At 60.8% G+C, this 25,382-nt stretch carries 28 protein-coding genes; 15 read left to right on the top strand and 13 right to left on the bottom strand.

Going from position 1 to position 25,382, the window contains the following annotated elements:
* Positions 1 to 108: 108 nt before the first annotated feature.
* Complete coding sequence (locus RTCIAT899_RS15930) at positions 109 to 972, bottom strand: haloalkane dehalogenase (protein WP_015341264.1); 864 nt, start codon at positions 970 to 972, stop codon at positions 109 to 111.
* Between the two features lie 75 nt (positions 973 to 1,047).
* Between RTCIAT899_RS15930 and RTCIAT899_RS15925 the strand changes: the two genes are divergently transcribed.
* Positions 1,048 to 1,527, top strand: a complete 480-nt coding sequence (locus RTCIAT899_RS15925; RefSeq protein WP_041677685.1) for a MarR family winged helix-turn-helix transcriptional regulator — start codon at positions 1,048 to 1,050, stop codon at positions 1,525 to 1,527.
* A 24-nt stretch (positions 1,528 to 1,551) separates the two neighbouring features.
* Positions 1,552 to 2,358 carry a cysteine hydrolase family protein gene (locus RTCIAT899_RS15920; RefSeq protein WP_244441422.1) on the top strand — a complete coding sequence of 269 codons (807 nt, stop codon included), beginning with the start codon at positions 1,552 to 1,554 and terminating at the stop codon, positions 2,356 to 2,358.
* On the opposite strand, the gene RTCIAT899_RS15915 is transcribed toward RTCIAT899_RS15920, so the two are convergent.
* Entirely contained in the window at positions 2,348 to 2,527 is a 180-nt protein-coding gene (locus RTCIAT899_RS15915) for a hypothetical protein (RefSeq protein ID WP_041677684.1), read from the bottom strand. The two genes, RTCIAT899_RS15920 and RTCIAT899_RS15915, sit on opposite strands and share 11 nt — an antisense overlap.
* Here RTCIAT899_RS15915 and RTCIAT899_RS15910 point away from each other — a divergent pair.
* Positions 2,526 to 4,055, top strand: a complete 1,530-nt coding sequence (locus RTCIAT899_RS15910; protein WP_015341261.1) for a S10 family peptidase — start codon at positions 2,526 to 2,528, stop codon at positions 4,053 to 4,055. The two genes, RTCIAT899_RS15915 and RTCIAT899_RS15910, sit on opposite strands and share 2 nt — an antisense overlap.
* A 49-nt stretch (positions 4,056 to 4,104) precedes the next feature.
* Here RTCIAT899_RS15910 and RTCIAT899_RS15905 read toward each other — a convergent pair whose 3' ends face one another.
* Positions 4,105 to 4,710 carry a TetR/AcrR family transcriptional regulator gene (locus RTCIAT899_RS15905; protein ID WP_015341260.1) on the bottom strand — a complete coding sequence of 202 codons (606 nt, stop codon included), beginning with the start codon at positions 4,708 to 4,710 and terminating at the stop codon, positions 4,105 to 4,107.
* Between the two features lie 79 nt (positions 4,711 to 4,789).
* Here RTCIAT899_RS15905 and RTCIAT899_RS15900 point away from each other — a divergent pair, with 79 nt between their 5' ends.
* The gene (locus tag RTCIAT899_RS15900) at positions 4,790 to 5,401 is read left to right on the top strand and encodes an NAD(P)H-dependent oxidoreductase (RefSeq protein WP_015341259.1); all 612 of its coding nucleotides are present in this window, start codon (positions 4,790 to 4,792) and stop codon (positions 5,399 to 5,401) included.
* Positions 5,402 to 5,511: 110 nt separating this feature from the next.
* On the opposite strand, the gene RTCIAT899_RS15895 is transcribed toward RTCIAT899_RS15900, so the two are convergent.
* The gene (locus RTCIAT899_RS15895; RefSeq protein ID WP_015341258.1) at positions 5,512 to 7,014 is read right to left on the bottom strand and encodes a mechanosensitive ion channel family protein; all 1,503 of its coding nucleotides are present in this window, start codon (positions 7,012 to 7,014) and stop codon (positions 5,512 to 5,514) included.
* Positions 7,015 to 7,239: 225 nt separating this feature from the next.
* Here RTCIAT899_RS15895 and RTCIAT899_RS15890 point away from each other — a divergent pair, with 225 nt between their 5' ends.
* Positions 7,240 to 8,826, top strand: a complete 1,587-nt coding sequence (locus RTCIAT899_RS15890) for an aldehyde dehydrogenase (NADP(+)) (protein WP_015341257.1) — start codon at positions 7,240 to 7,242, stop codon at positions 8,824 to 8,826.
* 192 nt (positions 8,827 to 9,018) lie between these two features.
* Here the strand turns inward: RTCIAT899_RS15890 and RTCIAT899_RS15885 are convergent, their stop codons facing one another.
* Together RTCIAT899_RS15885 and RTCIAT899_RS33105 are read right to left on the bottom strand one after the other, a co-directional pair.
* The gene (locus tag RTCIAT899_RS15885) at positions 9,019 to 9,933 is read right to left on the bottom strand and encodes a YncE family protein (RefSeq protein ID WP_015341256.1); all 915 of its coding nucleotides are present in this window, start codon (positions 9,931 to 9,933) and stop codon (positions 9,019 to 9,021) included.
* 70 nt (positions 9,934 to 10,003) lie between these two features.
* Positions 10,004 to 10,186 carry a hypothetical protein gene (locus RTCIAT899_RS33105; protein WP_132717658.1) on the bottom strand — a complete coding sequence of 61 codons (183 nt, stop codon included), beginning with the start codon at positions 10,184 to 10,186 and terminating at the stop codon, positions 10,004 to 10,006.
* Between RTCIAT899_RS33105 and RTCIAT899_RS15880 the strand changes: the two genes are divergently transcribed.
* The gene (locus tag RTCIAT899_RS15880; protein WP_015341255.1) at positions 10,185 to 11,168 is read left to right on the top strand and encodes a LacI family DNA-binding transcriptional regulator; all 984 of its coding nucleotides are present in this window, start codon (positions 10,185 to 10,187) and stop codon (positions 11,166 to 11,168) included. The two genes, RTCIAT899_RS33105 and RTCIAT899_RS15880, sit on opposite strands and share 2 nt — an antisense overlap.
* Positions 11,169 to 11,238: 70 nt before the next feature.
* On the opposite strand, the gene RTCIAT899_RS15875 is transcribed toward RTCIAT899_RS15880, so the two are convergent.
* From RTCIAT899_RS15875 to RTCIAT899_RS15855, 5 genes are all read right to left on the bottom strand, one after another.
* On the bottom strand, positions 11,239 to 12,504 hold the full coding sequence (locus tag RTCIAT899_RS15875; RefSeq protein WP_015341254.1) for an ABC transporter substrate-binding protein: 1,266 nt from the start codon (positions 12,502 to 12,504) through the stop codon (positions 11,239 to 11,241).
* Between the two features lie 139 nt (positions 12,505 to 12,643).
* Positions 12,644 to 13,480: a carbohydrate ABC transporter permease gene (locus RTCIAT899_RS15870; protein ID WP_015341253.1), complete on the bottom strand. Its 837-nt coding sequence runs from the start codon at positions 13,478 to 13,480 to the stop codon at positions 12,644 to 12,646.
* Positions 13,477 to 14,400 (bottom strand): carbohydrate ABC transporter permease, encoded by a 924-nt coding sequence (locus RTCIAT899_RS15865; protein WP_015341252.1) that lies wholly within the window; start codon positions 14,398 to 14,400, stop codon positions 13,477 to 13,479. Before RTCIAT899_RS15865 ends, RTCIAT899_RS15870 begins: the two co-directional genes overlap by 4 nt.
* Entirely contained in the window at positions 14,393 to 15,556 is a 1,164-nt protein-coding gene (locus tag RTCIAT899_RS15860; protein WP_015341251.1) for an ABC transporter ATP-binding protein, read from the bottom strand. The genes RTCIAT899_RS15865 and RTCIAT899_RS15860 overlap by 8 nt, the downstream gene beginning before the upstream one ends.
* Positions 15,553 to 16,386, bottom strand: coding sequence for a metallophosphoesterase family protein (locus RTCIAT899_RS15855; protein ID WP_015341250.1), 834 nt, complete (start codon positions 16,384 to 16,386; stop codon positions 15,553 to 15,555). The genes RTCIAT899_RS15860 and RTCIAT899_RS15855 overlap by 4 nt, the downstream gene beginning before the upstream one ends.
* Before the next feature lie 235 nt (positions 16,387 to 16,621).
* Here RTCIAT899_RS15855 and RTCIAT899_RS15850 point away from each other — a divergent pair, with 235 nt between their 5' ends.
* From RTCIAT899_RS15850 to RTCIAT899_RS15825, 6 genes are all read left to right on the top strand, one after another.
* Positions 16,622 to 16,831 (top strand): SlyX family protein, encoded by a 210-nt coding sequence (locus RTCIAT899_RS15850; protein WP_015341249.1) that lies wholly within the window; start codon positions 16,622 to 16,624, stop codon positions 16,829 to 16,831.
* A gap of 120 nt (positions 16,832 to 16,951) precedes the next feature.
* Complete coding sequence (gene msrA, locus RTCIAT899_RS15845) at positions 16,952 to 17,704, top strand: peptide-methionine (S)-S-oxide reductase MsrA (protein ID WP_015341248.1); 753 nt, start codon at positions 16,952 to 16,954, stop codon at positions 17,702 to 17,704.
* Positions 17,705 to 17,828: 124 nt separating this feature from the next.
* A complete protein-coding gene (locus tag RTCIAT899_RS15840) occupies positions 17,829 to 18,752 on the top strand; it encodes a bestrophin family protein (RefSeq protein WP_015341247.1) in 924 nt (307 codons plus the stop codon).
* Between the two features lie 65 nt (positions 18,753 to 18,817).
* Complete coding sequence (locus RTCIAT899_RS15835; protein WP_015341246.1) at positions 18,818 to 19,357, top strand: sigma-70 family RNA polymerase sigma factor; 540 nt, start codon at positions 18,818 to 18,820, stop codon at positions 19,355 to 19,357.
* Positions 19,344 to 20,114 carry an anti-sigma factor family protein gene (locus RTCIAT899_RS15830; protein WP_015341245.1) on the top strand — a complete coding sequence of 257 codons (771 nt, stop codon included), beginning with the start codon at positions 19,344 to 19,346 and terminating at the stop codon, positions 20,112 to 20,114. The genes RTCIAT899_RS15835 and RTCIAT899_RS15830 overlap by 14 nt, the downstream gene beginning before the upstream one ends.
* A 22-nt stretch (positions 20,115 to 20,136) precedes the next feature.
* The gene (locus RTCIAT899_RS15825) at positions 20,137 to 20,853 is read left to right on the top strand and encodes a Bax inhibitor-1/YccA family protein (protein ID WP_015341244.1); all 717 of its coding nucleotides are present in this window, start codon (positions 20,137 to 20,139) and stop codon (positions 20,851 to 20,853) included.
* A 322-nt stretch (positions 20,854 to 21,175) separates the two neighbouring features.
* Here the strand turns inward: RTCIAT899_RS15825 and dgoD are convergent, their stop codons facing one another.
* On the bottom strand, positions 21,176 to 22,324 hold the full coding sequence (gene dgoD, locus RTCIAT899_RS15820; protein WP_015341243.1) for a galactonate dehydratase: 1,149 nt from the start codon (positions 22,322 to 22,324) through the stop codon (positions 21,176 to 21,178).
* A gap of 30 nt (positions 22,325 to 22,354) precedes the next feature.
* Positions 22,355 to 23,149, bottom strand: a complete 795-nt coding sequence (locus tag RTCIAT899_RS15815; RefSeq protein ID WP_015341242.1) for a FadR/GntR family transcriptional regulator — start codon at positions 23,147 to 23,149, stop codon at positions 22,355 to 22,357.
* A gap of 342 nt (positions 23,150 to 23,491) precedes the next feature.
* Between RTCIAT899_RS15815 and RTCIAT899_RS15810 the strand changes: the two genes are divergently transcribed.
* The 3 genes from RTCIAT899_RS15810 to RTCIAT899_RS15800 all read left to right on the top strand — a co-directional run bounded on the left by RTCIAT899_RS15810 (position 23,492) and on the right by RTCIAT899_RS15800 (position 25,357).
* Positions 23,492 to 23,923, top strand: coding sequence for an OsmC family protein (locus RTCIAT899_RS15810; protein WP_015341241.1), 432 nt, complete (start codon positions 23,492 to 23,494; stop codon positions 23,921 to 23,923).
* Positions 23,924 to 24,040: 117 nt separating this feature from the next.
* The gene (locus RTCIAT899_RS15805; RefSeq protein ID WP_015341240.1) at positions 24,041 to 24,520 is read left to right on the top strand and encodes a hypothetical protein; all 480 of its coding nucleotides are present in this window, start codon (positions 24,041 to 24,043) and stop codon (positions 24,518 to 24,520) included.
* A 228-nt stretch (positions 24,521 to 24,748) separates the two neighbouring features.
* Positions 24,749 to 25,357 carry a TetR/AcrR family transcriptional regulator gene (locus RTCIAT899_RS15800; protein WP_015341239.1) on the top strand — a complete coding sequence of 203 codons (609 nt, stop codon included), beginning with the start codon at positions 24,749 to 24,751 and terminating at the stop codon, positions 25,355 to 25,357.
* Positions 25,358 to 25,382 lie beyond the last annotated feature (25 nt).

The following is a 25,382-nucleotide window of genomic DNA, read 5'->3' as shown; positions in this document are numbered from 1 at the left end:
GCTTAGGCGCAGATTATGGCCTGACGGCTTTTTGTCAACGATGGATTGTCCTTGATCGCCTGCCGTCGAGCAGAGGTGGCGGCCTTTCCTGTCTCGAAGATCGGCTTTTCAGCGAGACAGACTATGACTCGCGGCCCAGCTGGAGATGGCGGCCGCAATCGCTTGAGGCTGATCTTCCGGCGCGATGTGCCTTGCCGGTCCGCAATTTTCGATCTCCAATCCGGCAATATTCTCGCGGCACCAGTCTATCATCCTTTCGCCGACCAGCAGCGTCTCCGCCGGACCATCGAAAGTCAGCAGCAGTTTCGGGATATCTTCGCTGCGGGCAAGCCAGGCATCATAGGCTTCGATGCGCGCGACGACATCGGCCGGTTCGCCTTCGATCGGCATCGCGCGCGGCCAGGCAAGCAGCGGACGGCGGCTTTCGCGCGTCGGGTAGGGCGCGCGATAGACGGCATGATCCTCGGCGCTCAATTCGTTCAGGACCGTGGCTTTCAATGCCTGCTCGATGAAGAAATTCTCGTCCAGAACCTTCGCTTCGCCCGTGCCCGGTGAGCGCAGCAGTTCATAGCGAGCCCGTGCATTCGGCAGGTCGTTCCAGGTCAAAGGCCTGATGATCGTTTCCATGAAGGCGATGCCGCGCACGCGTTCCGGATGGCGGGCGGCCCAGTCGAATGCGAGTGCGCCGCCCCAATCATGGCCGATCAATACGACATCATCGAGCGCGAGTTTGTCGAACCAAGCTTTGAGATAGCGTGCATGGTCGTCAAATGAATAAGCAACATCGGGTTTGCCGGAGCGGCCCATGCCAATGAGGTCGGGAGCCAGGCAGCGGGCACGCACGGCAAGGGCCGGGCTGATATGCCTCCACAGATAGGATGAGGTCGGATTGCCATGCAGGAAGACGAAGGGTGTTCCTGTTCCGGCATCCTCGTAGAAGGTCGTCGAGTCCAGCACATTCAGGGAGGGCATGTGGGTATCCTCTCGTGAAATAAAATGGTAAGGTACCTGTCTATTTAACATAATAGTCAGGTGCCTGTCTACACCATGAAAGATTGTGTTCCCACTCGCCCGTCCCTGGGCCTGCTGCTGCGGCTCGTGCATCAACATTGGACACAGGACGTCGAAGCCGCGCTGGAAGAGGCCGGTTATGGCGATATCCGACCACCGCACGCCAATGTGTTCACCTTCATGCGTCCGGAAGGAATTCAGGTGAGTGAGCTCACTCGGCTTGCCCATGTCCGCAAGCAGACGATGACGCAGGCGGTGGAGGAGCTGGAGCGCCTGGGTTATGTCGAGCGCCGACCGGACCCTGACGATCGACGTGCAAGACTTGTGTTTCTGACCGAGCGTGGCAGAGGCGTGCGGCCAATAGCAGCGGCAACCGGTCGGCTTGTGGATCAGCGCTGGTCCGATATCGCCGGTTCTGAGGAAATCGATATGCTGAAGCAGGCTTTGCAGGGGGTGCTCGGCAAGCTCCGCGGCGACCGGGATTCCGCAGAGCCGATGGACGAGGCGGCGACATAGGAGTTCGGGTGATCTGCCAGAGATATGTCGGCCGCACTTTGGAGCGCTATCACGAAGAGTTTCGTTACTCCGTCCTGGTTTATGGCCTATCTCTCCTCCACGACCGTCAAGCGAAGGGATGTGCCGATGCGGGAGAGGAGCCTGATCAGGAAGACAAATGGAGCGAGGCGGAAATCGGGCCTCGCTTTCGGCTTCGGCTTTTCGGTTCTTTGTGGGACCTTTGGCCTCGCGCTGCCTTCGCCGGCAGCAGCGCAGACCATCATCGATGATTGGCAGAAGGTGAAGCCGCCGGCGGCGCCGGAGCTGAAGACCGTTACCGTCGATCCGAAGACGACGGCATTGCTGGTCCTCGATTTCAACGGCGCGCAGGACCCGACCAAGGGACCGTGCAACGTGAAGACCAAGCCCCGTTGCCTGGCGTCCGTCCCCAAGATGAGAACTCTGCTCGATCAGGCGCGCGCCAAGGAGATGCTCGTCGTCTTCAGCCTGGCCGGTGTTGGCGAGCCGCAGGATATCGCAACGGCTCTGGCGCCCCTGGAAAGCGAGCCGATTGTCAAATCCGGGGCGGACAAATTCATCGGCACCAATCTGCGCAGCATTCTCTCGGACAAGGGCATCAAGACCATCATCGTGACAGGCACGGCCTCGGAAGGCGCGGTGCTCGATACGGCGACGGATGCGGCGCTCAACGGCATGAACATTGTCCTGCCCGTCGACGGCATGTCATCGACAGAGCTTTACGGTGAGCAATATGTGGCCTGGCACATGGTCAATGCGCCCGGCGTTTCGCAGAAGACGACACTGACCAGCATAGACAGGATCAAGTTCTGATTTGCTGCAGCCCGCCGGCCAGCACGCCCACAAGCGCGCCATTCTCCAGAAGTGCCGTGCCCGATAATCCGTCGATCAACATCTCTTGAGTTTCGGCGCTTGTCGTCTGTGACATAGTATCGCCGGCAACGACAGCTATGCGATGATCCCTTTGGAGGATGCGTTTCATGTCTTTTCGCCAGATGGTTCCTGGCCTGGCCCTGGCCCTTTCGCTGATATCGGCAACGGCATCCGCCGCTCCGCCCGAGCAAGGCCATGGCGCGCCCGCCAGTGCGAGCGGCGTGCTCTCGCTCCTGCCGCCCGATGCGGTGAGCGAGCATGTGTTGACAACGGATGGCAAGACCATTCCCTATACGGCGACGGCGGGTACGCTCGATCTTTTCGGCCAGGATGGCCAGCGCAGCGCCGCGATCTTCTACACCGCCTATGTTGCCAAGAACCGGGATGCGAGCCGGCCTGTGACCTTCGTGTTCAATGGTGGGCCGGGTGCTGCTTCGGCCTTTCTCAATCTCGGGCTTGTCGGTCCGCGCATCGTCGATTTCGGCGCAGACGGCCGCGATGGCGCCCACGCCGAGCTGGTCGACAATCCGCAAAGCTGGCTGGAATTTACCGATCTCGTGCTGATCGATCCGACGGGCACCGGCTGGAGCCGAGCGGCCAAGCCAGATGACCAGAATGATTTCTACAGTGTCGACAGCGATGCCGAAAGCCTCGCCAAGGCGATCGCCCTCTACATCGCCCATAACAGCCGGACGTCGTCGCCGAAGTACATTCTCGGAGAAAGCTATGGCGGGTTTCGTTCGGTCAAGATTGCCAACAGCCTGCGTGAGGATCAGGGCATTCTGATTTCCGGCATCGTCATGCTGTCGCCGCTGCTGGAGGGCCGGTTCGTCTTCGGGGGCGGTGAGGATGCTCTTGGTGCAGCCTTGCAACTGCCGTCGCTGGCGGCGGCCGAACTGGAGCGTCAAAACGCCTTCAGCGAGAAAGCGGTGCAGGATGCCGAGGCCTTCGCCTTCAACGAATATTTGCCGACCCTTGCCAGACGGCCGCCGTCGGGAGATGCAGGCCAGGCCTTCTACGGACGCGTCGCGAAGCTGACCGGCATACCGCAGGATGTCGTTGCCAAGAACCAAGGTTTTCTCGGCGGGGTCTACCGCAAACATTCCGATGGTGACGGCGCGGACGTGGCGAGTGCTTATGACGCCTCGTTCCTCGCGCCGGACCCCTATCCGCAGTCGGAGGCCGAGCATGGCGGCGACCCGATCCTGGATGGCTTTGTTCGTGCTTATGGCGGTGCCTTTTCAGGCTATGCCCGTGACGAGCTGGGCTTTCATACCGACATGACCTACACGCTTCTGTCGACATCGGTGAACAGGGAGTGGAAATGGGGCGGGCGCAATGGCGGCTCGCGCGGGACCGCCGGTGTTGGCGACGATCTCAAGGAGCTGCTATCGCTCTCGCCATCCTTCCGCGTGATGATCGGGCAGGGTTACAGCGATCTCGTCATCCCCTTCGGCGTGAACAAATATGTGCTCGACCACATGCCCCCCGCCTTTGCTGATCGCGTGGCGATTAAGCTCTATCGCGGCGGCCATATGTTCTACACGCGACCGATGTCGCGCGAGCAGTTCACGGGTGATGCCAAGGCGTTTTATGCCGGGCAGATCAAGGCAGCGCCGGCAGCGCAATCGAACTGACTGGCTGGCCTCGATGCGCCACCTGGAAGGCGCGGTGCGAGACCTGTATTTACTTGTTTCTCGCAACCATGGCCTTGATGGTTTCGCAGAGCTCGTCCTTTGCCTGCTGCGGGCTGATGTCGCCCGTCGTGGCGGCATAGGACAGCGCTTCGGCCGCACCCAGCATCGCCCAGAGGCCTGCTGATTTGATGGAGCCTGCGTCGGCGAAAGAAGCGAGCAGCGCGCGACACTTCTCGATGAAGGCCGTGTCGTATTCGCGTTTGATTTTTTCGAGCTCCGGCGAGCCCGCGAGTGCGGCGATGATGCCGGGTATTTCGCGCCCCTGCAGCAGCACGCAATCGACATAGGAGGCGGCTATCACCTCAGCCCTGCCTGCCAGCGTCGGGCTGCTTGCATCAAGCGCCTTGTCCATCACTGCTGTCTGTCTGATATCGTATTCGCGATAGAGCGCAGCCAGTAGGCCGGAACGAGTTGTGAAGTGGTCGTAGACCACGGGTTTCGTCACGCCGGCACGCTCCGAAAGCCGTCCCAATGTCAGGGCTTCCGTTCCCTCTTCGCCGATGATTTGCCAGGCAACGTGGATGAGCTGCCGATAGCGCCCCTCCCGCGTCAGTCGGCTGCGGGGTTCCGTTTTCTTCGTTTGCACGCTTGACATCGCTATATACCAAAAGTAACTTACTAAAAGTATATAAGACTGGGCCGCCGCTCACAATATGTCAGCAGGAGTTTTTCACATGCATGCGCTTATCGTCCTCGCCCATCCAAAACCTGATTCGTTCAGCCACAGCGTTGCGACCAAAGTCGCCGAAGGTGTAACGGCTTCGGGCGCCACGTTTGAAATCGCGGATCTTACGGCGGAAGGTTTTGATCCGAGGTTCAGCGTCGCCGATATCGCCGCTCATCTCAGAGAAGGCCCATCGCCTGATGACGTCGTTGCCGAGCAAGCGCGAATCGATCGTGCCGATGCGCTGGTGCTGGTCTATCCCGTTTATTGGTGGTCCATGCCCGGCCTGCTCAAGGGGTGGATCGATCGGGTGTTTACCAATGGCTGGGCCTATGACGACATGCCCGGTGACAGGCCGATCAAGAGATTACGCCATCTTCGCGTCCATCTGGTCGCTATCGGCGGTGCGACCATGCGCACCTATGCGCGCCATGGTTATTTCGGCGCCATGAAGATGCAGATCGATCATGGAATTTTCGGATATTGCGGCGCTCCCGTCGCGACCTCCGAACTGCTGTTGACGGAAGCACAGGATATGACTTCCCATCTCGATACCGCCCGCGCCATCGGGCAAAATCTCTTTGCCACTTCACGATCAGAGAAGGCGGTGGATGCGGCCTAATGGTGCTGCTGGAGCGGTTCAGTTTTTCAGGGAATCTCTGAACCGCTCCATCTCTTTGTTGTCTCGCAATTCCGGACGGAAAACCGCTGGGCACTCTTCCTGGAATTGCTCTATAGCTGAAAGAGATGCCTGATGCGCGAGCTCAGCGTGCTGACCGGATTGCCGTGAGCCAGCATGTCGGCATTGGCGAAGAGATGCTCCTCCTCCTCTATGCGTTTTGCCAGGATGACGCCGAGCTCTTCGGCAAGAGTCGGCCGGTCGTGCAGCAGCGGCGCCAGACACTCATCGCCGATTTCGTAGGTGACGACGAAGGTGAGGGCGCGAACCGTGCCGACTTCACCGGATCCCATCAGCAGCCCGTTCTCGCCGAAATAATCGCCTGGCGCAAGGCGCGTCAGCTCGATCTGGCGATGCCCTTCGCGGCGGGTGATGCTGACGACGCCCGAGCGGACGATCGTGAGCGCCCGCATGCGGGCATCCTGCTCGGCGATGACAGCATCCTTGCGATAGGTCCGCCGCTGCATATGCGATGCCAAATGCTCCTTTTCATCCTCGGTCAGCGAAGAGAACAGAGGGATATTGCTGACAAGTCGCCAGGGCGTTCCGGGGGCATGTTGCTTCTCGTCGGCCGTCTCAGTCTTTTGCTGCATCGGAAGCATGATCGTGCCGGGCGGATCGGCGAGTTTCAAGTTTGCCGCCTTGGTGTGACGAACTAGCAGATCATAAATCTCGTTCTTTGCGGCTTGTGTCAGCGACATATCGCGCACGCGAAAGGACAGCTGCAGTTCGATCGCCTGCCCATCGATGGAAGTGATGGTGACACTGGGTTCCGGGTTCTTCTGGATCGAGTTGCAGCTGATCAAGACGTTTTGCATCACATCCGCGATGATGCGTGGCAGAGCGGTGGGCTGAATGCGTACGGTGACGGTTGCGCCGTGGCTTTCGTCAGGCGAGGAAAGATTGGTCAGCCGCGTCTTGGCAAGGATACTGTTCGGAATGACGATCAGATCGTTGGTGCCGCTCAGCAGTTGCGTGGCGCGCCAATTGGTTTCGACGACGCGGCCCTGGACATCATTTTCGAGGACGATCCAGTCGCCGACGGAGTAGGGACGGCCGAGATTAAGGGCTATGCCGGAGAAGACGTCGCTCAAAGTGCTCTGCAAGGCAAGGCCGAGAATGATGGCGAAGACGCCCGATGTTGCGATCAGCGTACCGATCGGAACGCTGAAGACATTACCGACGATGGAGAGAATGGCGCCGAGATAGATGACGCCGACGATCAGATCCTGCAGCAGCCGGCCCTCGCGGGGCTTGCGCTCGAAAATCAGGAACAGCCGCACGCAGGCGATGAGCACCCAGGCGCCGTTGATCCACCAGACGATCTTGGCAAAACCCGTGAAGGTGCGCAGCGTTACCGAGTCCTGCGGCGGGCTCGGCTCATAGGGGACGATGCCGTGATAGAATAAAAGTGCGGTCAGGCAGACGAAGAAGGCCATCTGACCGATCAGACGGCCGGCCCGCTGATGACGCAGCACGACGCGGCTGACGAATGTGCCGACGACAACCAGAATGAAGAACTGGACGATCGGATCGCCAAGAAGCGCAATGGACATGGGGACTCGGTCGCACTCGGTCTTTCGGATAGGTGCTAAATTGGCATGAAAGAGGCCGCAGCGCCATATGCAGAAAAAGTATGATTAATTGACGTTGCCGCCTTGATCTCAGGACCTGCACCTTGATAATTAGATGACGATTATCATCTTATATCTGTCATCCCACCCTGCTATCTGCTCTCGCAGCGCAACGCCCTAGCGCTCCGACATCCTTAAGGAATACCCATGACACAGTCTTTCGAGATTCGCGGCGATCTGTTGATCGGCTCAGATTCTACCGGCGGCAACAGAACCGTGCGTGCCATCAATCCGGCAACCGGCGCAAATCTGGAACCAGCCTTTGCGATCGCCGGCGAGAGCGACGTTGCCAAAGCGTGCGAACTGGCCGCTCAGGCGTTCGACGTCTACCGTGCGACCAGCCCCGAGCAGCGCGCAGCATTTCTCGAAAAGATTGCCGACAACATCATGGAGATTGGCGATGTCCTGATCGAGCGCGCGACGGAGGAGACCGGCCTGCCGGTGGCGCGCCTGCAGGGCGAGCGCGGCCGTACCGTCGGTCAGCTCCGGCTGTTCGCACAGGTCGTTCGCTCCGGTGAGTGGCTCGATCTGCGCGTCGATCCGGCTTTGCCGGAGCGCAAGCCGCTGCCACGGCCGGACCTGCGCCTGCGCCAGATCCCGCTCGGCCCGGTCGCCGTCTTCGGTGCCAGCAATTTCCCGCTCGCCTTCTCGGTTGCAGGCGGTGATACGGCTTCGGCACTTGCCGCCGGCTGCCCGGTCGTCGTCAAGGGCCACCTTGCCCATCCCGGCACGGGCGAGCTTGTCGGCCGCGCCATCCGTGCCGCCGTCGCCCAATGCGGCCTGCCGGAGGGCACATTCTCGCTGCTGACCGGTGCCAACGAGACGGGTGCCGCGCTGGTGCGCGATCCCCGCATCAAGGCCGTCGGCTTCACCGGCTCGCGCGGCGGCGGCCTGGCGCTCGGCGCCATTGCCGCGGCTCGTCCGGAGCCGATCCCGGTCTACGCCGAGATGAGCAGCGTCAACCCCGTTTTCCTGTTCCCCGCCGCTCTCGCAGCACGCGCCGAGGCGATCGGGACCGGCTTCATCGATTCCCTGACGCTCGGTGCCGGCCAGTTCTGCACCAATCCGGGCCTGCTTTTTGCGATCGAGAGCCCTGATCTCGACCGTTTCGTTCAGGCGGCCAGCGGTGCCCTGACCGGCCGCGCGCCGGCGCCGATGCTGACGCCCGGCATTCACGCCGCCTTCGACAAGGGCGTTGCCGCATTGGCGGAACATGAATCTGTCAAGACCGTCGCTCATGGCGCTCCGGCCGAAGGCGTCAATCGCAGCCCGGGCATCTTCTTCGAGACAGAAGCGGAGGAGTTCCTGGCGGACGAGCGCTTGGGCCACGAAGTTTTCGGTGCGGCAAGCCTTCTGGTACGCTGCAAGGATGTCGACCAGATGATTGCCGTTGCGGAAAAGCTCGAGGGCCAGCTGACCGCGACTCTGCAGATCGAAGCGGATGACTATGCCACGGCCGCCAAGCTGGTGCCGGTGCTGGAACGTAAGGCCGGGCGCATCCTCGCCAATGGCTGGCCGACCGGCGTCGAAGTTTCCCACGCCATGGTGCATGGTGGGCCTTTCCCGGCAACCTCGGACAGCCGTACGACCTCGGTCGGCACGCTTGCCATCCGCCGCTTCCTGCGTCCGGTCTCCTATCAGGATCTCCCGGAGGGGCTGCTGCCGGCGGAATTGCGCGATGACGGCGTCAAGTCGCTGCCGCATCTGCTGGATGGCGTGCGCAAGGGTAACTGATCACTGAGGAGCCCCTCATCCGGCCTTTCGGCCACCTTCTCCCCGCTTGCGGGGAGAAGGGGATAGCCGCACCTGCAGCCTTCCTTCCACTCGCCTTCTCATGCGAGAGAACAGAGGTCATTCCCTCGCCCCGCGTGCGGGGAGAGGGCTAGGGTGAGGGGCTATCCCGGCACGTAAAGCGCCTTTCAAACCTCAAACCTCCGCGTAAACAATCCCCGTAAAGGAGCCGGCATGGTGCAGCAGTTCGCGCTCGCCTGAACCATCGAGGCTTGCGGAATAGAGATTGCCGCCGATGTCGGTGAAGAACATGCGGTTGTTCGGAAGGTCGAGCGAGAGGCCGATGCCTTCATCGAGACCTTCGAGGACCACTTCGGACGTTGCGGCGATATCGTCCATCGCTGCGCGATTGACGGTATTTCCGCGGGGGAGATTGCCGCGGTCGGTCCAGTAGATCGCGCGGGTGGCGAGATCCAGCTCAAGATCGATCGGCTCCGGCAGCTTATCCAGCAGAATTTCGATATCGCTGCGGTTTGTTGCGGTTTCGCCGGCCGGGATATTGATGCCGGCGCGGAAGATGCGGCCGAGGCCGGCATCCGGCGGCCCTTTCTGGGTCCAGTAGATCTGGCCGAGCGGCAGGTCGAGGGCGATGCCGACGCACCAGCGTTCGATATCGGCGCTGTCTCCCGGGCTGTCGCCGTTCTGCACCAGAGTTTCGATGTTGCTGCCATCGATATTGGCGCGCATGACGCGCATGCCTTCGCGGTCGCACCAATAGAGCTTGCCGTTGTCGCGGTCGAGCTGGATCTGCTTCGGCGTGACGAGCGTGCTGCCCGGCGGGATCAGCGTGATATGGTTGCCGCCGTCGAGGTCCATACGCTCGATGGAGCCGTCATGGGCGTTGTAGTCGTTGCCCATCTCCGTCCAGTAGATCCAGCGGTTCTCGCTATCGACGAGAATGCCGTCCGGGCTGCGGCCCGCCCGCTGGACGATGAGCTTCAAATCGGTGCCGTCGATGGCGGAGGAGAGGATTCGTCCGTCGTTGATATCGAGGAAAAACAGTCTTTCGGTCTTGTCGGTGGTGGTGGCAGGCGTCCGTGCTTCTGACATGAGAGCATCCTTTCGAGGGGCGGATCTGCGGATCACAGCGCGGCAATCATGGCATCGGTTGATGACAGCATCATTCGCCGCTGCGATCGGAGCGAGCATCTGCTGCGCTGCAGCAAAGATCAAGGGCCGGAATGTCGCGGTGTGCGGGGAGGGCTGTCAAATAAGTGTCATCGGCCTGATATAAATCCCCGACATTCCCATAAGACTGCGCCAGTCGAGGGCTGAAACCGAAGCCGGAGGTGATTGATATCATGTCGACGCTCCAGCAGATCGCCTTTCGCGCCGGCTGTTCGGTTGCGACCGCCAGCCGGGTGATGAATCGCAGCGGTCCGGTCAGCGACGAGATGGTGCGGCGCGTGCGCCGGGCGGCGGCGGAGCTCGGCTATCGGGCAGGTGGGCGTACCGGCACCGGCCGGCCGGCGATCGGCGTGCTCATTCCGAGCATCACGAATCCGGTTTTCGCGGCTTCGCTTTCCAGCATCCAGAACCGAGCTCTTCACGCGGGGCATAGCGTGCTAATCGCCCAATCGAACTACGATCCGGCACAGGAGGTCGATGCCGTCGCCTCGCTGCTCCAGCAGCAGCCGACTGGGTTGATCCTGACGCTCTGCGATCCCGAGCGCAGTCTTGTTCTGTCCTCTGCCCTGCCGCCGACCGTATTGCTCGGAAACCTGCCAACAGCCCGCTTTACCGCCGCGGTCGCGACCGACAATTTCGGCGCGGGCCGGGATCTGACTGAGCATCTCCTATGCAAGGGTCACCGCCGTATCCTGTTCATATCCGGCCATTTCGCGGCATCCGACCGGGCAAAACTGCGCTATCTCGGCTATCTCAAGGCAATGGAAGCGGCGGGGCAACAGCCTCTCGATGCGCTCGAAATTTCCTTTGTAAACAGCCTGGAACAGCTCGATCTTTCGGATGCGATTTCGCGGTTCGACCCGACGGCGATCATTGCTTCCAACGATCTTCTGGCGCTCGGCGTCATGGGCGCGCTTCGGCGTCAGGGCCTTTCGATTCCGCGCGATATCTCGGTCGCCGGCTTTGACGGGATTTCCCTCGGTTTTCTGGGTGAAGTGTCCCTGACGACGGTGGAAATTCCGGATGGAACCATGGGGGCCGCTGCCGCCTCGTTGCTGCTGGATATGGCTGAAAATGCCGCGCCGCCGCGTCATCTGACCGTCCCCTATCGGATGCGTGCGGGCGGTACAGTGCGCGACCTTGCCATTCAATGCTGACTCTGCCTGCGAATGAAAACGCCGCCTCTTGTTGGGAGGCGGCGCGGATTGTTCAGATCGGTTCGAAAGATCAGCTGCGCGGCAGCAGGCCTTCTATGTCCGAAGCGGCATCATCGAGCGCTTCCTTCGGAGCGGCCGAGCCGTCGACGATGCGCGAGAGATTATCGACGATGGTCTGCGTGACCTTGACGCCATTCGCGCCCGGGAAGGCATACCAGGGAACCATGATCGACATCTGGCTGAGGCCAGCCTGGAACAGCGGGTTCTTCTTGTAGAAGTCACCGAGATATTCGGCCGACTTGGCGGCAAGCTCGTTGTTCGGAACATAGCCGGTGCCGGGAACGACGACCGAGGCGCCATAGGGGCCGGCGGCGAACTTGGCGAATTTCCAGGCGGCTTCTTCCTTGACCGGATCATGAGTCAGGATGACGACGGCGTTGCCGCCTGTCGGCAGGCGGCCGTTGACCGGGTCGATCAGCGGCAGCTTGGCGGTGCGCAGATCGAACTTCGCACCGACATTCTTGATGGTGTTGACGAGAGCGCCGGTCGTCTGGAATTCGAAACCGACCTTGCCGGCAGCGAAGGCCTGCTCGCCGGCAGCCTTGGTGAAGACCGGCATGCCGCCTTCCTTGACGAAGCGCTGGATCAGTTCGACCGCCTTCTGCCCCTCGGGACCGTTGAAGGCAACCTTCGTCTCGTCGTCGCTCAGCATCTTGCCGCCAGCGCCGAAGAGGAGGGCGGAGAACATCCAGTCGTCGCCCTGCCAGCGGAAGTCCATGCCATCGACGCCGTTGCCGAGCGCCTTGATCTTGCCGGCGAGCGCAATGACTTCGTCCCAGGTCTTCGGCGGGTTGTCCGGGTTGCCGCCGGCAGCCTTCACCAGATCGGCGTTGTAGTACATGATCGGGTTGGATGTCGCGAAGGCGAGGCCGACCTGCTTGCCCTTGACCTGGGCGAGCTTCAGGATCGTGTCCGAGAAACCTTTCTCGGCCATATTGCCCTCTTTCTTGACGAGGGGGCCGAGGTCGACGGCGACGTTGCGCTCGTCCATCATGCGCAGGCGGTTGAGGCCGATGAAGGTGACATCGGGCATTTCGCTGGTGCCGGCCTGGCGCAGGATGGTCTGGATACCTTCCTCATAGGTGGCCGAAGGAGCGGCAAACTGGATCTTGATGTCGGGATTTTCTTCCATGAACTTCTTCGAGATCGTGTCCATCACGTTCTTGAAGAAGCCCGGCATGGGATAGTGAACCGTCAGGGTGGTTTCGGCATAGGCCGGGACCGTCACGACCATAGAAATGGCCGCAGCGGCGAGAATCTGGGTGATATGCTTCATCGCTCGTTCTCCGTTGTCGTGCATGATGCCGAAAAGCGTACGCGGTTTTCGGACGACATCATGCTCTACTTCTTTGATTCTAGAGCGGATTTAGATTTTAGATCGCTTCGATCTAAAATCATCCGTTCTAGGGAACCGATCAGCCTTTGAGACCGGTCATGGTGATGCCCTCGACGAAGCGCTTCTGTGCCAGAAGGAACGCCGCGACGAGGGGAAGGGTGATGATCAGGGTTGCCGCCATGAGCGCGCCGTAGTCGTCGCCGGCTTCGGCGGCGCGGAAATACATGAGGCCCAATGGCGGCGTGAAATATTCCTGCTTGGTGATGACGATCAGCGGCCAGTAGAGGTCGTTCCAGTGCGCGACGACCGAGAAGATCGCAAAAGCGGTGACTGCCGGCCAAGCATTCGGTACGATGACACGGGCGACGATGCCGATTTCCGACATGCCGTCGAGGCGCGCGGCATGGATCAGATCATCGGGCATGGAACGGAAGAACTGCAGGAACATGAAGATCGCAAAGACCGAGATCGAGAAGGGTGCGACGAGAGCCGTATAGCTGTTCAGGAGCGACAGGCTGTTGAAGCCGACATAGAGCGGCAGCGCCGTCGCATGGATCGGGACCAGCAGGCCGAGCATCACCAGCACCATCATGGTGCGCGCCGCCGGGAACTTCAGCTTCGCCATGGCATAGGCGCAGGGAATGGCGATCAGCACCTGGAAGAAGAAGATCAGGCCGCAGACGAGGACGCCGTTGAACAACAGCGTGCCCATCGAAACCTTGCTAAGCGCCTTGGCGATGTTCTCGACGTAGAAGAAATGCGTCGGGATCAGCTTCAGGGCCGAGGTGAAGATATCGTCCTGCGCCTTGCCGGCGGTTGAGATCATGAAGATGTAGGGCGCGAGGAAGATGAGTGAGCCCAGGATCAGCAGCGAGAGGCGCAGGATGCGGCCAGGAGTGAAGCCTGTCGGGGTCATGTGTAATGCACCTGCCGGTCTTGGACGCGATATTGCAGGAAGGTCAGCACCACGAGGATGGCGAGGAACACCGTCGTCATCGCCGAGGCATAGCCGACCCGGAGATAGACGAAGCCTTCCTGGTAGATGGTGAAAAGCAGCACCTCGGACGCATGGTTCGGGCCGCCGTCGGTCAGGGCCTTCACCGTGTCGAACACTTTCACCGCATTGATGATGCTGATCGTGGTCACGAAGAGCGTCGTCGGCCCGAGCATCGGCCAGGTGACGAGCCAGAAGCGGTCCCATGCCGATTTCGCGCCGTCGACTTCAGCCGCCGCGTAGAGTTCTCGCGGAATGGCGGTAAGGCCGGCGAGAAACAGCACCATGTTGAAGCCGACGGATTGCCAGACGCCGATGATAGACAGGCTATAGAGCGCTGTTGCCGACGAGCCGAGCCAGTTCGGACCGTGCACGCCGATCTCGCCAAGTAGGGCGTTGATCGGGCCGATCGTCGGATGGAAGAGATACTGCCAGACGGTCGCCATCGCCACGATCAGCGAGGCCACGGGCAGGAAATAGGCCGTGCGGAAAAAGCTGCGGCCGATTCCTTCGCTCTCGATCAGCAATGCGACGCCGAGGCCGAGCGCGATCGAGACGGGTGCGACGATGGCGGTATAGGTCGCCGTGTTCCAGAGCGATTTTACGAAGGCGCGGTCGCGCAGCAGATGCGCGTAGTTTTCGAAGGCGACGAAGCGCAGGCTCTTGTCGCCGAGTTGGAAATCCGTGAAACCCAGCACGACGACGGCGATGATCGGCACGATGATGAAGAGCACGATCAGGATGATGGCGGGCAGGGCGAAGAGCAGGGCCGTGCGGGCTTCACTGCGTTCGCGGGCTGCGGCCGCCCGCATCGGCAGGGAGGTGGCAGCGATACTAGCCATGCGCCTTCTCCCGCGTGGCGTCTGCGGTCGTCGGGCTCGCGCGCAAACGGCGACCGTCTTCAGCGAAGACCATCGCCTGTTGGGCCATGAGCGTCAGCGCAACGGGCATGCCGGCGGAGAGACCGGTAGCTTCGGCCGGCGAGAGCTTCACGACCATGGTTTCGCCGATAGCGTCGAGCTTAGCGTAGAGGATGACTTCGGAGCCGAGGAACTCCATCCGCTCGATATGGGCGGCAAGCGCATCCTGCCGGTTCTGCGTGAGGGTCACGAATTCCGGACGGATGCCGAGCGTGACGTTGTTGCCGGCAAAGCTGCCGTCTTCCAGCGCAAGCCGGATACCGCCGAAAGCGACGATGCCGTTTTCGGCGAGCGCCGGCAAAAGGTTGATGCGCGGCTGACCGACGAAGCGGGCCACTTCGACATGGGCCGGGTCGTCATAGATCGTCTGGGGAGAGGCAAGCTGCAGCAGCTGACCGCCGATCATGACGGCGACGCGGTCGGCCATCGACAGCGCCTCGGCCTGATCGTGAGTGACGTAGACCGTTGGCACGCCGGCTCGGCGGTGCAGGTCGACGATCTCACCACGGGCATGGACGCGCAGGTTAGCATCGAGATTGGAGAGCGGCTCGTCCATCAGGAAGACCGCGGGGCGGCGCACCATGGCGCGAGCAAGCGCCACGCGCTGACGCTGGCCGCCGGACATCTGGCCGGGCTTGCGGTCGAGCAGGTGGTCGATCTTCAGCGAGACGGCCATTTCGCGGACATCGCGGATGATGCCGGAACGGGCGGCGCGCTGGCCGGGGATCAGCGAGCCGATGAAGGGCAGACGCTGGACACGCGACAGGCGGCGCATGGCGAGCGGCACGGCAATGTTTTCCGAGGCGGTCAGATGCGGATAGAGCGCGTAGGACTGGAAGACCATGGCGATGTTGCGGTCCGCCGCCGCGACGCCCGATACGTCGCTGCCGCCGAGGATGATTTCGCCGCTGTCGGCATGGTCGAGGCCGGCGAGGATGCGCAGAAGCGTGCTTTTGCCGCAGCCGGACGGGCCGACGAGGGCGATGAATTCGCCCGGCTGGACATCAAGATCGACGCCTTTGAGAATGGCGTTGCCGCCGAAGGATTTGGCGATGCCGCGAAGCGAAAGCGCACTCATTCTGTCGGCTCCTTTGCCTTGGGGGCGGCCTGCGGATAGACTTCCAGTACGACGTCATCGAGGAAGTAGGCGGTCATGCCGGGTACCGCGACGAGTTCGGTCGATACCGTCTCGCCAAGTTCGTGAATTGCTGCGCCGATCAGGCGTTCGCCCGGCATTTCGCGCTCCATCTCGCCGAGGATGAAGGCTGCGGGTGGCGCCCAGACGAGACTGGTGCCGTTGAGGCGGCCTTCCCAGGTCCAGTGCAGGTGGCCGCTGCCGAGGAGAGCCACGTCATGGGCCGCGATCAGATCATAGAGCCTGCGGCGCTGTGCCGGACGAACGCTCCAGTAACCGGTATCGCCCTCATCCGGCGCATCAACGAAGAGCGGCTTATGCGCGAAAATGGCGACACGGCGGTCGCCGCGGCTTTCGAGCATATCCTGCAGCCAGTCGAATTGCCTCTGCTCCTCGGCATCCTCGAAGCCCATCAGCAGGCTGTTGAGGCCGATCAGTCGCCAGTTACCGATATCCTTCGCCCAATAATCGGGGCCGACGAGGCGGCGCCAGCGCGCCAGCCGCTCGGGATTGACGGGCTGATAGGAGCCGGGCAGGTGGCCGACATCATGGTTGCCGGGAACGATCAGCATCGGCACGGAGACCTGTCGCATCAGATCCATGGAAAAGAGGAGATCTTCGTCTTTGTCGGCACCATCGACGCTGAGGTCGCCGGTGTGAACGACGAGATCGGCGCCGCTTGCCTCGATCCATTTCGCCAACGGCTCCCAATTGCCGTTGAAATGCGGCTTGTTGGGGCTCAAATGCGTGTCGGTGATCTGGATGATCTTCAAGGCGCTTCTCCGCAGTCTTCAGAAAGGGTGCGCCGCGGAAGGAATGGCCTTCAAAACCGGCGCGTCTCTGCGCTCTCTTTAGAAGGCCGCCATGTCATTTAGGTAACGGGTCTTTTCAGCTGTTTTTCAGTTTTGTCACATTACCGTCAAACGACGTTGCAGCTCGCCTCATGCGGAATGGAAGGGCTGTACGCGGCGGTACCGGTGCTGTAGATCGTTGCGAAAGGGATCAGACATGTCAGACGAACAGAGCCGCATCACCAAACTTGAGGAAACGGTCGCCTACCAGGCCAAGACGATCGAGGAGCTTTCCGATCAGCTTGCCGAGCAATGGAAGGTGGTCGAGCAGACCAGGCAGAAGCTCGACCGGCTGACCGAGCGGTTTCTGACGCTGGAGGAGCAGTCGCTCGACGCACCGGCCATCACCAAGCCGCCGCACTACTGATAAGGTCGCCACGTCGTTCACGTTTCGGTGTTACACGCGGCCGTATGTAACATTGAGCCTCGCCTTCCCGTATCTCCTTGTGACCGAAGAGTTTAGAATGGCGGTCGAGAGGAGAGTGTCATGAAGACGTCATCGACAGATATGATCCGCATCGGTTCAGCGCGGGTTGCGCGCCTTGCCGGACTCACGGCGGCCGCAGTGCTGGTCGGCGCCATCGCACTGCAATTTGTCGGCCGCGCATCGGCCGAGGATGCGCGTGTCATCCCGCCGCCGGGTATGGATGAAAAGGCAGGTTCATCGGGCACGGAGACAGCGGTGCTTGCTGGCGGCTGCTTCTGGGGCGTGCAGGGCGTATTCCAGCACGTTAACGGCGTGATCAGCGCGACTTCGGGCTATACCGGTGGCAGCAAAGATGCGGCCCATTATGAAGTAGTGAGTACGGGCGATACCGGCCATGCCGAATCCGTACGTATCGTCTTCGATCCCCATAAGATCAGCTATGGGCATCTGCTGCAGATCTATTTCGCGGTGGCGCATGATCCGACGGAGCTGAACTATCAGGGGCCGGATACAGGCACGCAATATCGCTCGGCGATCTTCCCGACCAGCCAGTCGCAGGCCGACATTGCCAAGGCCTATATCGAGCAGCTCAACCACGCCAAGGTCTTCGACGCGGCTGTTGTCACCAAGATCGAGCCGGCGCGGCAATTCTATGCGGCCGAGGCCTATCATCAGGATTTCCTGACGACGCATCCGGACTACCCCTATATCGTCATCAACGACCTGCCCAAGATCAAAAACCTGCAACATCTCTTTCCCGGCGATTATCGCGCCGACCCGATTCTGGTGACGGCAAGCGCCAGTGTGAAATGATGGCCTGCCCTGGCCCGGCGAGCGATTCAGCCGGTCAGGACCGCCTTGCAAGAAATGCTCGTTACTCCCGGCGCGTCTGGTGTATTGCTGCCTCACCAGATAGTCATCGAGAGTGTCCTTCGTCATGATCGTCCGCGACCGGCCGAATCTCTTCCAGCTTTTCTTCATCGTCCGCGGGTCGATCATCCGGCGTATCCTGCCGCAGATCATCGCGATCTTCTTGTTGTCGGCGCTGATCGTCTGGGGTCATGAGGCGCGGCCGAACCTCATCGTTTCCTTCAACGGCTCGGCGCTTTCGCTGCTCGGCATCGCGCTTTCGATCTTCCTCGGCTTCCGCAACAATGCCTGCTACGACCGCTGGTGGGAGGGCAGGCGTGACTGGGGGCAGCTAGTTCATCTCGCGCGCGGCTTCGCCCGGCAGACGCTGGTGCTGGAGAGTGCAGGGGAGGCCGGTATCGAGGCGCGCAACAACCTGCTGCGCCTGACCATCGCCTTCACACAGGCGCTCGTCTGTCTTCTGCGACCCGGCAGCGACGAGAGCAAGGTGCTACGGCTGCTGACCCCGAGCGAGGCGGAATTCTATCATGCGGCCCGCAACAAGCCCGATCTCATTCTGCGTCTCATGTCCGCGGATTTCGCGCGACTGAAGGCATCGGGCACGATCTCGGATATCCAATATCAGATGCTGGATATCACGATCGGCCAGATGGGTGCGGTGCAGGCGGCCTGCGAGCGGCTGCGCAACACGCCGCTGCCCTTCGGCTATACGCTGCTTCTGCATCGCACCGCCTATCTCTTCTGTTTCCTGCTGCCCTTTGGCTATGTCGATACGCTCGGCTGGGGCTCGCCCTTTGTTACGGCGCTCATCGCCTACACCTTCTTTGGCCTCGATGCGCTGGGCGACGAATTGGAAGACCCTTTCGGCAAGCGCCCCAATGCGCTCGCCATCGGCGCGCTTGCCGATACGATCGAGATCAATCTGCGCGAAGCGCTTGGGGAAACCGATCTGCCGCCGCTGCCACAGCCCAAGGATTTCCTGCTGATGTAAAAAATCTGCAAAAAATATTCGCCGGGCGATGGAATAGAATCCGGAGTGCTTCCGTATATAGGTGTATGGAACGCAAAGGACGCACATTCGATGTTTTGGGGCAGCTCGGTTCGCTGAGACGCTATGCCCGCTCGCTTGTGCGCAATGCGGACGAGGCCGAGGATCTGGTGCATGACGCGCTGGTCAAGGCGTATGAGCGTAAGGCCTCTTTCAGGCGCGACGGCAATCTGCGCACCTGGCTGCTATCGATCCTGCACAATGTGCATATTGACCGCCTGCGCCAGAAAAAGTCGCTGAGCCGTCGTCACGAGGAGGCTGCGGCCGACCTCGAAACGGCGTTGCCGGCATCGCAGGATCACACAGTTCGCCTGAACCAGGTCCGCGAAGCTTTCTTCAGTCTGCCCGAGGAGCAGCGTGAGGCGCTGCATCTCGTGGCGATCGAGGACCTCTCCTATCAGGAGGCGGCATCAGCGCTTGGCATTCCCGTCGGCACGCTGATGTCCCGCATCGCGCGGGCTCGCGCGACGTTGCGTAGTTTCGAGGAGACCGCCTCCAAGGTTTCGCATCTCAGGCTTATCGAGGGAGGCGGCAATGAAAATCGTTGATCCGATCATCGATACCGATCTCGACGCCTATGTCGACGGCGAGCTCACGCTTGCGCGCCGTGTCGAGGTGGAATCCTATCTTTCGGAGCATCCGGAGATTGCCGCGAAAGTAATGGCTGACATGAGCATCCGCGGCGAGCTGCGCATGGCTCTGGCCGGAGAAGGCCATGTAGTCCGGGCCGAAACGCGGGAGGCCGCACGGCGGCTGGAGCGCGGGCTGGCCTATGGCCGGGTGCTGGGCTCGTTTCAGCGTGCCGCCGCCATCGCCGTGCTGGTGACCACCGGCTGGGTTGCGCATACGTCCTTCGGCGCCTTCACGGCGAGCGAGGTTAGTGCGTCGACACGGCCACCGGCCTTCGTCGATGACGCGGTACGCGCCTACAAGGCGACGGCCGTGCGCGAGGAGCTCAAGCCGCAGTCGGCGGCTGCAAATTACAATCCGGATGAAATCCGCGCATCCACGGCAATCATATTGCCGGAGCTGCCGGGTGGCTGGCGCGTCACCGATGCGCAAATCTATCCGTCCGAATTCGGTCCGAGCGTCGAAATGATGGTCGATGCCGGCGAAGACGGACATTTGTCACTGTTTGCCGTCCGCCCGGGCAATTTCGCCGTCCAGGATGTCAGTCACATCAAGCGTGACGATGTCCAGGCTGCCTATTGGCAGATCGGTGAAGTCGCCTATGCGCTGATCGGCAACGGCAAGGCGGGTCAGCTTGACGGCGATGCCGAAAAGCTTGCCCGCAGCCTCTACTAGTTTGGATTGAAGGAGAACGACCATGAACCAGACCAATCCGGGATACGGCTACGGAGCCGGCGCCGGCTCTCAGGCGCTCTTCGACGAGGGGCTGCGCCGGCATATGCTGCGCGTCTACAACTACATGGGTATCGGCCTTGTCGTGACGGGAATCGTCGCGCTGATCGTCGGTACGACGCCGGCGCTCTATGTGCCGATCTTCCAGAGCCCGCTGAAGTGGGTCGTCATGCTGGCGCCGCTTGCCTTCGTATTCTTCTTCTCGTTCCGCATCCAGTCGATGTCGGCGGGAACGGCGCAGATGATGTTCTGGGCCTTCTGCGCGGTCATGGGTCTGTCGCTGGCCTCGGTCTTCCTGGTCTTCACCGGCACGAGCATTGCACGCACCTTCTTCATTGCCGCGACCATGTTCGGCGCGACGAGCCTCTATGGCTACACGACGAAGCGTGACCTTTCCAACATCGGCTCGTTCCTGATGATGGGCCTCTTCGGCGTGATCATCGCCAGCATTGTCAATATCTTCCTGGGTTCGAGCGCGCTGCAGTTCGCCATCTCGGTCATCGGTATCGTGGTCTTCGTCGGCCTGACCGCCTGGGATACGCAGAACATCAAGGAACAGTATGCCGAAAACCATGATCAGGAATCGCAGCAGAAGCTTGCCGTCTTCGGTGCCCTGTCGCTCTACCTGAACTTTGTCAACATCTTCCAGCTGCTGCTGAACTTCACCGGCGAGCGGGAGTAGTTGGAATTACGCTTGAGCATGGTCTGAGCTGAAGGGCACTCCACGCCTTTGGTGATCATGCTCCGGTAATGCGTCTCCCTGGGGGCTTGTTGAGACGCATGACGCGCCTGCAGTATCTGCGCCGATACTGCAGGCGCAACTTTTTTGAGGAGAGCGGCACACCGGATGTGCCGCGCTATTCGCCGCCTGGCGGCAAAGGGGAGGGTGCCGGATTAAGAGAGCGCCATCTAAAGAAAAGGCCCGATAGCGCAGATCTGCTGCCATCGGGCCTTTCATCATTGGAGATATGCGGTTTCTCGTCCGTCACGGGACGAGCGTGGTCTTACCACTCTGCGACGCTGCCATCCTCGTGGCGCCAGACCGGATTGCGCCAGCGATGGCCTTCCTTGGCGCGTTCGATGACATAGGCTTCGTCGACCTCGATTCCGAGGCCGGGACCCTGCGGGATCGAAACGAAGCCGTCGGCATACTGGAACACTTCCTTGTTGGAGATGTAGTCGAGGATGTCATTGCCCTTGTTGTAGTGGATGCCGAGGCTCTGCTCCTGGATGAAGGCATTGTAGCTGACGGCATCGACCTGCAGGCAGGCGGCAAGCGCGATCGGGCCGAGCGGGCAATGCGGGGCAAGCGCCACGTCATAGGCTTCGGCCATGGCCGCGATCTTGCGGCACTCGGTGATACCGCCGGCGTGCGACAGGTCGGGCTGCAGAATGTCGACATAGCCGTCCGACAGGACCGACTTGAAGTCCCAGCGAGAATAAAGGCGCTCGCCGAGCGCAATCGGCGTCGAGCAATGATTGGCGATTTCCTTCAGCGCCTCGCGGTTTTCCGACAGCACCGGCTCTTCGATGAAGAGCAGCTTGTAGGGCTCGAGTTCCTTGGCGAGTACCTTGGCCATCGGCCGATGGACGCGGCCGTGGAAATCGACGCCGATGCCGATACAGGGGCCGATCGCCTCGCGGATGATGGCGATGGTTTCTACAGCCTTCTCCACCTTGTCATAGGTGTCGACGATCTGCATTTCCTCGCAGCCATTGAGCTTGATCGCCTTGAAGCCGCGGGCGACGACGTCCTTGGCATTGTTGGCAACGTCCGAGGGACGGTCGCCGCCGATCCAGGAATAGACCTTGATCTTGTCGCGCACCTGGCCGCCGAGCAGCGAATGGATCGGCTGTCCCAGCGCCTTGCCCTTGATGTCCCAGAGCGCCTGGTCGATGCCGGCCAGGGCCGACATGTGGACGGCGCCGCCGCGATAGAAGCCGGCGCGGTACATGACGTTCCAGTGATCTTCGATCAGGAACGGATCCTTGCCGATCAGATAATCTTCCAGCTCGTGCACCGCCGCCTGTACGGTCAGCGCACGGCCCTCGACCACGGGCTCACCCCAGCCGACGATGCCTTCATCGGTCTCGATCTTCAGGAACAGCCAGCGCGGGGGAACGATATAGGTCGTGAGCTTGGTGATTTTCATGGGAATGATTCCGTTTGGCTTTGGGTTGTGTCAGCGGCGTGAGACCGCAGATCTCGGGGTTTCGGGATTTGTTTTCCGGCCTTTGTCCAGCCGTCGTTCGACGGCGAGATCACGGGCGGCAAGATCGAGCATACGGTGAGCGCAGGCGCGCGCTGCATCGCGGTCGCGAAGGCGCAGCGCTTCCACGAGTTCGCCGTGCACGGCGATTGCTTCGTCGCGGCTGTCGGCGGCGACGTTGGAAGCGTGCAGCGCATATTTGAGGCCGGCGTGCATGGCACTGGAGAGGCGCCGGAACACCTGGTTGTGGCTGGCGCTGAGCAGCAGCTTGTGAAAGGTCACGTCGGCTTCGGTAAAGCCTTCCGGATCATCGCCGCTGTCGCGCATGCGCTCCCAGGCGTTTTCCAGATCGGCAATCTCGCGTGCTGTCGCTCGTTCCGCCGCATATTCGGCAGCAGCGGGTTCGATGGTGCGGCGTGCTTCGAGGATCGAGCCGAGAATATCGAAATCGGCGATATAAGGGCCCATCCACTCCAGCACATCCTGGTCGAGAATGTTCCAGTCATCCCTATCGCAGACAGTGGTGCCGATGCGTGGCTTGCCGCGCACGAGGCCCTTGGACTCCAGCACCTTGAGGGATTCGCGGATGACCGTGCGGCTGACGCCGTACATTTCGCAGAGATCGTTTTCGCGCGGCAGGGTCGAGCCGGAGGGATAGCGTTCGGCGCAGATGTCTTCGGCGATTGCCGCCGTCACATTCTTACGCACACGCGGACGACGCTCGGGCTTGACCGACGCGCCATGCTCCTGCCGTTGCAGCGATTCCACGCTTTTTCCTCCGCATCATCCGCATTCTCTGCGGAAACCTCTCGCTGCGAAGGAGCTGGGCGTATTGGCCCCTTCCCTTTTCGCATTGAGGTGAAGATACGCTAATCATCATACATTGGCAATATTCTTGTATGATGATTTAGGCTACTGCGTTCCAGCCGTTTGGGAACAAGCCGCCGCCACCAGGCTTTTCAAAGTCGGCGCCCCTGCTGTTACTGCGGCGTCGTCTTCGAGAGATAGAAGGATTATGGTGACGATGCAGGCGGCCATTCCGCCTGCCGTCGATCATTATCGGGAGGCGGGACCGCCTCCCCAAGTTCATTCAACGACAAGGAGAACGACATGCAGATCAATCGTACGGGTTCGGCTCAATGGTCGGGCGGTCTGAAGGACGGCAAGGGTCAGATCTCGACTCAAAGCGGCGCACTCAATCACTATCCTTACGGCTTCGCCAGCCGTTTCGAAGGCGTTGCTGGCACCAATCCGGAAGAGCTGATCGGCGCGGCTCATGCGGGTTGCTTCACCATGGCCTTGTCGCTGATCCTCAACGAGGCCGGTTTCACCGCCGAAAGCATGGAGACGACGGCCAAGGTGACGCTCGAAAGCGTCGAAGGCGGCTTCGCCATCACCGCCATCCACCTGACGCTGACGGGCAAGATCCCCGGCGCCGACGAGGCCACATTCACTGAGCTTGCCAACAAGGCGAAAGCCGGTTGCCCGGTTTCCAAGGCGCTTGCCTCCGTTCCGATTTCTCTGGAAGTTCACGCCGCCTAAGTGGCCTTTTCAGGCCTTCGCGTCGCGCTGGCTGGCGCGGCGCGTTTCGTATATATTCCGCATTCGGGGCGTTGGGCTGTCATTTCAATCGGAATGCAATGCCCCTTGGAGGGGCGAATGTCTGGAATTCTCTTGATTCACGTCGTCATCAGCTTGGTCGCCATCATCAGCGGCATCGTGGTAGCCTACGGCTTTCTCACCGCCGACCGTCATAACCGCTCGACGCTCGTCTATATGCTGACGACGGCTCTCACCAGCTTGACGGGTTTTCTGTTCCCGTTTCATGGCGTGACGCCGGCGATCATCGTCGGCATCATCTGTCTGCTGATCTTCATTCCGACGGCACTGGCGCGTTATACATTCCACCTTGCCGGCTTATGGCGTGCCGTCTTCGTGATCGGTGCGCTCGTGCTGCTGTTCTTCAACTGCCTGGTGCTCATCATCCAATCGTTCCAGAAGATACCGGCACTCAATGCGCTGGCGCCTACCGGTAACGAGCCGCCGATCCTTGCGGCGCAGGTGGCGCTTTTGGTGGTCATTGTCTTCGTCGGCTTTTTGAGCCTTCGTCGTTTCCATCCGACACTGGTGGGTGCCTGATCGCACCGCGATCCGCCTGCGACAAAATGCCGGACACTTTCAGCCCGTTCCGCAAGGAGCGTTGTTGAAGGTTTAACTGTTGTTTCAAGTTCTTCGCCGCATCATCGGTTTATTCAGTAGCATCTGAAGCTGCCTACGGTTGTGGGCGGCTTCTTGACATCGGCACTCTGATAGATTACGAGTGACGAAAATTGAAAATCGTCACTCGTAATCTATCAGGCTTCCTTTATGCTCGAGCTTTCCGATGTCAACGCCGATCCTGCCCGTCAGGAAAACATCACGCGCATTCTCGATGCCGCTGAAAGGCTGTTTCGCCACTACGGATACAGCAAGACGAACGTAGCCGACATCGCGCGCGATCTCGGCATGTCGACGGCGAATATCTATCGTTTCTTTGGCTCCAAGGTGGAGATCCACCAGGCTCTTTGCGGACGCATGCTGGAGCTGAGCTATCAGATGGCCTTTGGTATCCGCAATCAGCCGATCAGCGCGACCGAGCGGCTGCGGACCTACGCGCTATCCCAGTACAAGATGATAGTGGAGACCATGCTCGATGAGCAGAAGGTTCACGAGATGGTCATCGTCGCCATCGAGCGCGACTGGCATGTCATTGAAAAGCATATCGAACGTACGCAGGCGCTGGTCGCCGAAATCATTGCCGAAGGAATTGCTGCCGGCGAATTTGCGGAGCAGGACCCGCATCTCGCGGCCAAATGCTTCGCTGCGACCACCGTCGATCTCTGCCATCCGCAGATGGTAGCACAATGCCTTGCCAAGTCCTACCAGGCCGATCCCGAAGATATCATCGAATTCGTCATCAGGGCTTTGAAGAAATAACAACGCGCTCCGGATGCCCGGCGTG

The sequence above is a fragment of the Rhizobium tropici CIAT 899 genome, from assembly GCF_000330885.1.
Taxonomy (GTDB): Bacteria; Pseudomonadota; Alphaproteobacteria; order Rhizobiales; family Rhizobiaceae; genus Rhizobium; species Rhizobium tropici.
Note: the sequence above shows the minus strand (reverse complement) of the source record. Positions and strands in the feature narration are given on the sequence as shown.

Bases quoted from the DNA above. Each gene is read 5' to 3' on its own strand.
- RTCIAT899_RS15930 (WP_015341264.1), bottom strand. From the start codon at position 972: ATGCCCTCCCTGAATGTGCTGGACTCGACGACCTTCTACGAGGATGCC.
- RTCIAT899_RS15925 (WP_041677685.1), top strand. From the start codon at position 1,048: ATGAAAGATTGTGTTCCCACTCGCCCGTCCCTGGGCCTGCTGCTGCGG.
- RTCIAT899_RS15920 (WP_244441422.1), top strand. From the start codon at position 1,552: ATGTCGGCCGCACTTTGGAGCGCTATCACGAAGAGTTTCGTTACTCCG.
- RTCIAT899_RS15910 (WP_015341261.1), top strand. From the start codon at position 2,526: ATGTCTTTTCGCCAGATGGTTCCTGGCCTGGCCCTGGCCCTTTCGCTG.
- RTCIAT899_RS15915 (WP_041677684.1), bottom strand. From the start codon at position 2,527: ATGAAACGCATCCTCCAAAGGGATCATCGCATAGCTGTCGTTGCCGGC.
- RTCIAT899_RS15905 (WP_015341260.1), bottom strand. From the start codon at position 4,710: ATGTCAAGCGTGCAAACGAAGAAAACGGAACCCCGCAGCCGACTGACG.
- RTCIAT899_RS15900 (WP_015341259.1), top strand. From the start codon at position 4,790: ATGCATGCGCTTATCGTCCTCGCCCATCCAAAACCTGATTCGTTCAGC.
- RTCIAT899_RS15895 (WP_015341258.1), bottom strand. From the start codon at position 7,014: ATGTCCATTGCGCTTCTTGGCGATCCGATCGTCCAGTTCTTCATTCTG.
- RTCIAT899_RS15890 (WP_015341257.1), top strand. From the start codon at position 7,240: ATGACACAGTCTTTCGAGATTCGCGGCGATCTGTTGATCGGCTCAGAT.
- RTCIAT899_RS15885 (WP_015341256.1), bottom strand. From the start codon at position 9,933: ATGTCAGAAGCACGGACGCCTGCCACCACCACCGACAAGACCGAAAGA.
- RTCIAT899_RS15880 (WP_015341255.1), top strand. From the start codon at position 10,185: ATGTCGACGCTCCAGCAGATCGCCTTTCGCGCCGGCTGTTCGGTTGCG.
- RTCIAT899_RS33105 (WP_132717658.1), bottom strand. From the start codon at position 10,186: ATGATATCAATCACCTCCGGCTTCGGTTTCAGCCCTCGACTGGCGCAG.
- RTCIAT899_RS15875 (WP_015341254.1), bottom strand. From the start codon at position 12,504: ATGAAGCATATCACCCAGATTCTCGCCGCTGCGGCCATTTCTATGGTC.
- RTCIAT899_RS15870 (WP_015341253.1), bottom strand. From the start codon at position 13,480: ATGACCCCGACAGGCTTCACTCCTGGCCGCATCCTGCGCCTCTCGCTG.
- RTCIAT899_RS15865 (WP_015341252.1), bottom strand. From the start codon at position 14,400: ATGGCTAGTATCGCTGCCACCTCCCTGCCGATGCGGGCGGCCGCAGCC.
- RTCIAT899_RS15860 (WP_015341251.1), bottom strand. From the start codon at position 15,556: ATGAGTGCGCTTTCGCTTCGCGGCATCGCCAAATCCTTCGGCGGCAAC.
- RTCIAT899_RS15850 (WP_015341249.1), top strand. From the start codon at position 16,622: ATGTCAGACGAACAGAGCCGCATCACCAAACTTGAGGAAACGGTCGCC.
- msrA (WP_015341248.1), top strand. From the start codon at position 16,952: ATGAAGACGTCATCGACAGATATGATCCGCATCGGTTCAGCGCGGGTT.
- RTCIAT899_RS15840 (WP_015341247.1), top strand. From the start codon at position 17,829: ATGATCGTCCGCGACCGGCCGAATCTCTTCCAGCTTTTCTTCATCGTC.
- RTCIAT899_RS15835 (WP_015341246.1), top strand. From the start codon at position 18,818: ATGGAACGCAAAGGACGCACATTCGATGTTTTGGGGCAGCTCGGTTCG.
- RTCIAT899_RS15830 (WP_015341245.1), top strand. From the start codon at position 19,344: ATGAAAATCGTTGATCCGATCATCGATACCGATCTCGACGCCTATGTC.
- RTCIAT899_RS15825 (WP_015341244.1), top strand. From the start codon at position 20,137: ATGAACCAGACCAATCCGGGATACGGCTACGGAGCCGGCGCCGGCTCT.
- dgoD (WP_015341243.1), bottom strand. From the start codon at position 22,324: ATGAAAATCACCAAGCTCACGACCTATATCGTTCCCCCGCGCTGGCTG.
- RTCIAT899_RS15810 (WP_015341241.1), top strand. From the start codon at position 23,492: ATGCAGATCAATCGTACGGGTTCGGCTCAATGGTCGGGCGGTCTGAAG.
- RTCIAT899_RS15805 (WP_015341240.1), top strand. From the start codon at position 24,041: ATGTCTGGAATTCTCTTGATTCACGTCGTCATCAGCTTGGTCGCCATC.
- RTCIAT899_RS15800 (WP_015341239.1), top strand. From the start codon at position 24,749: ATGCTCGAGCTTTCCGATGTCAACGCCGATCCTGCCCGTCAGGAAAAC.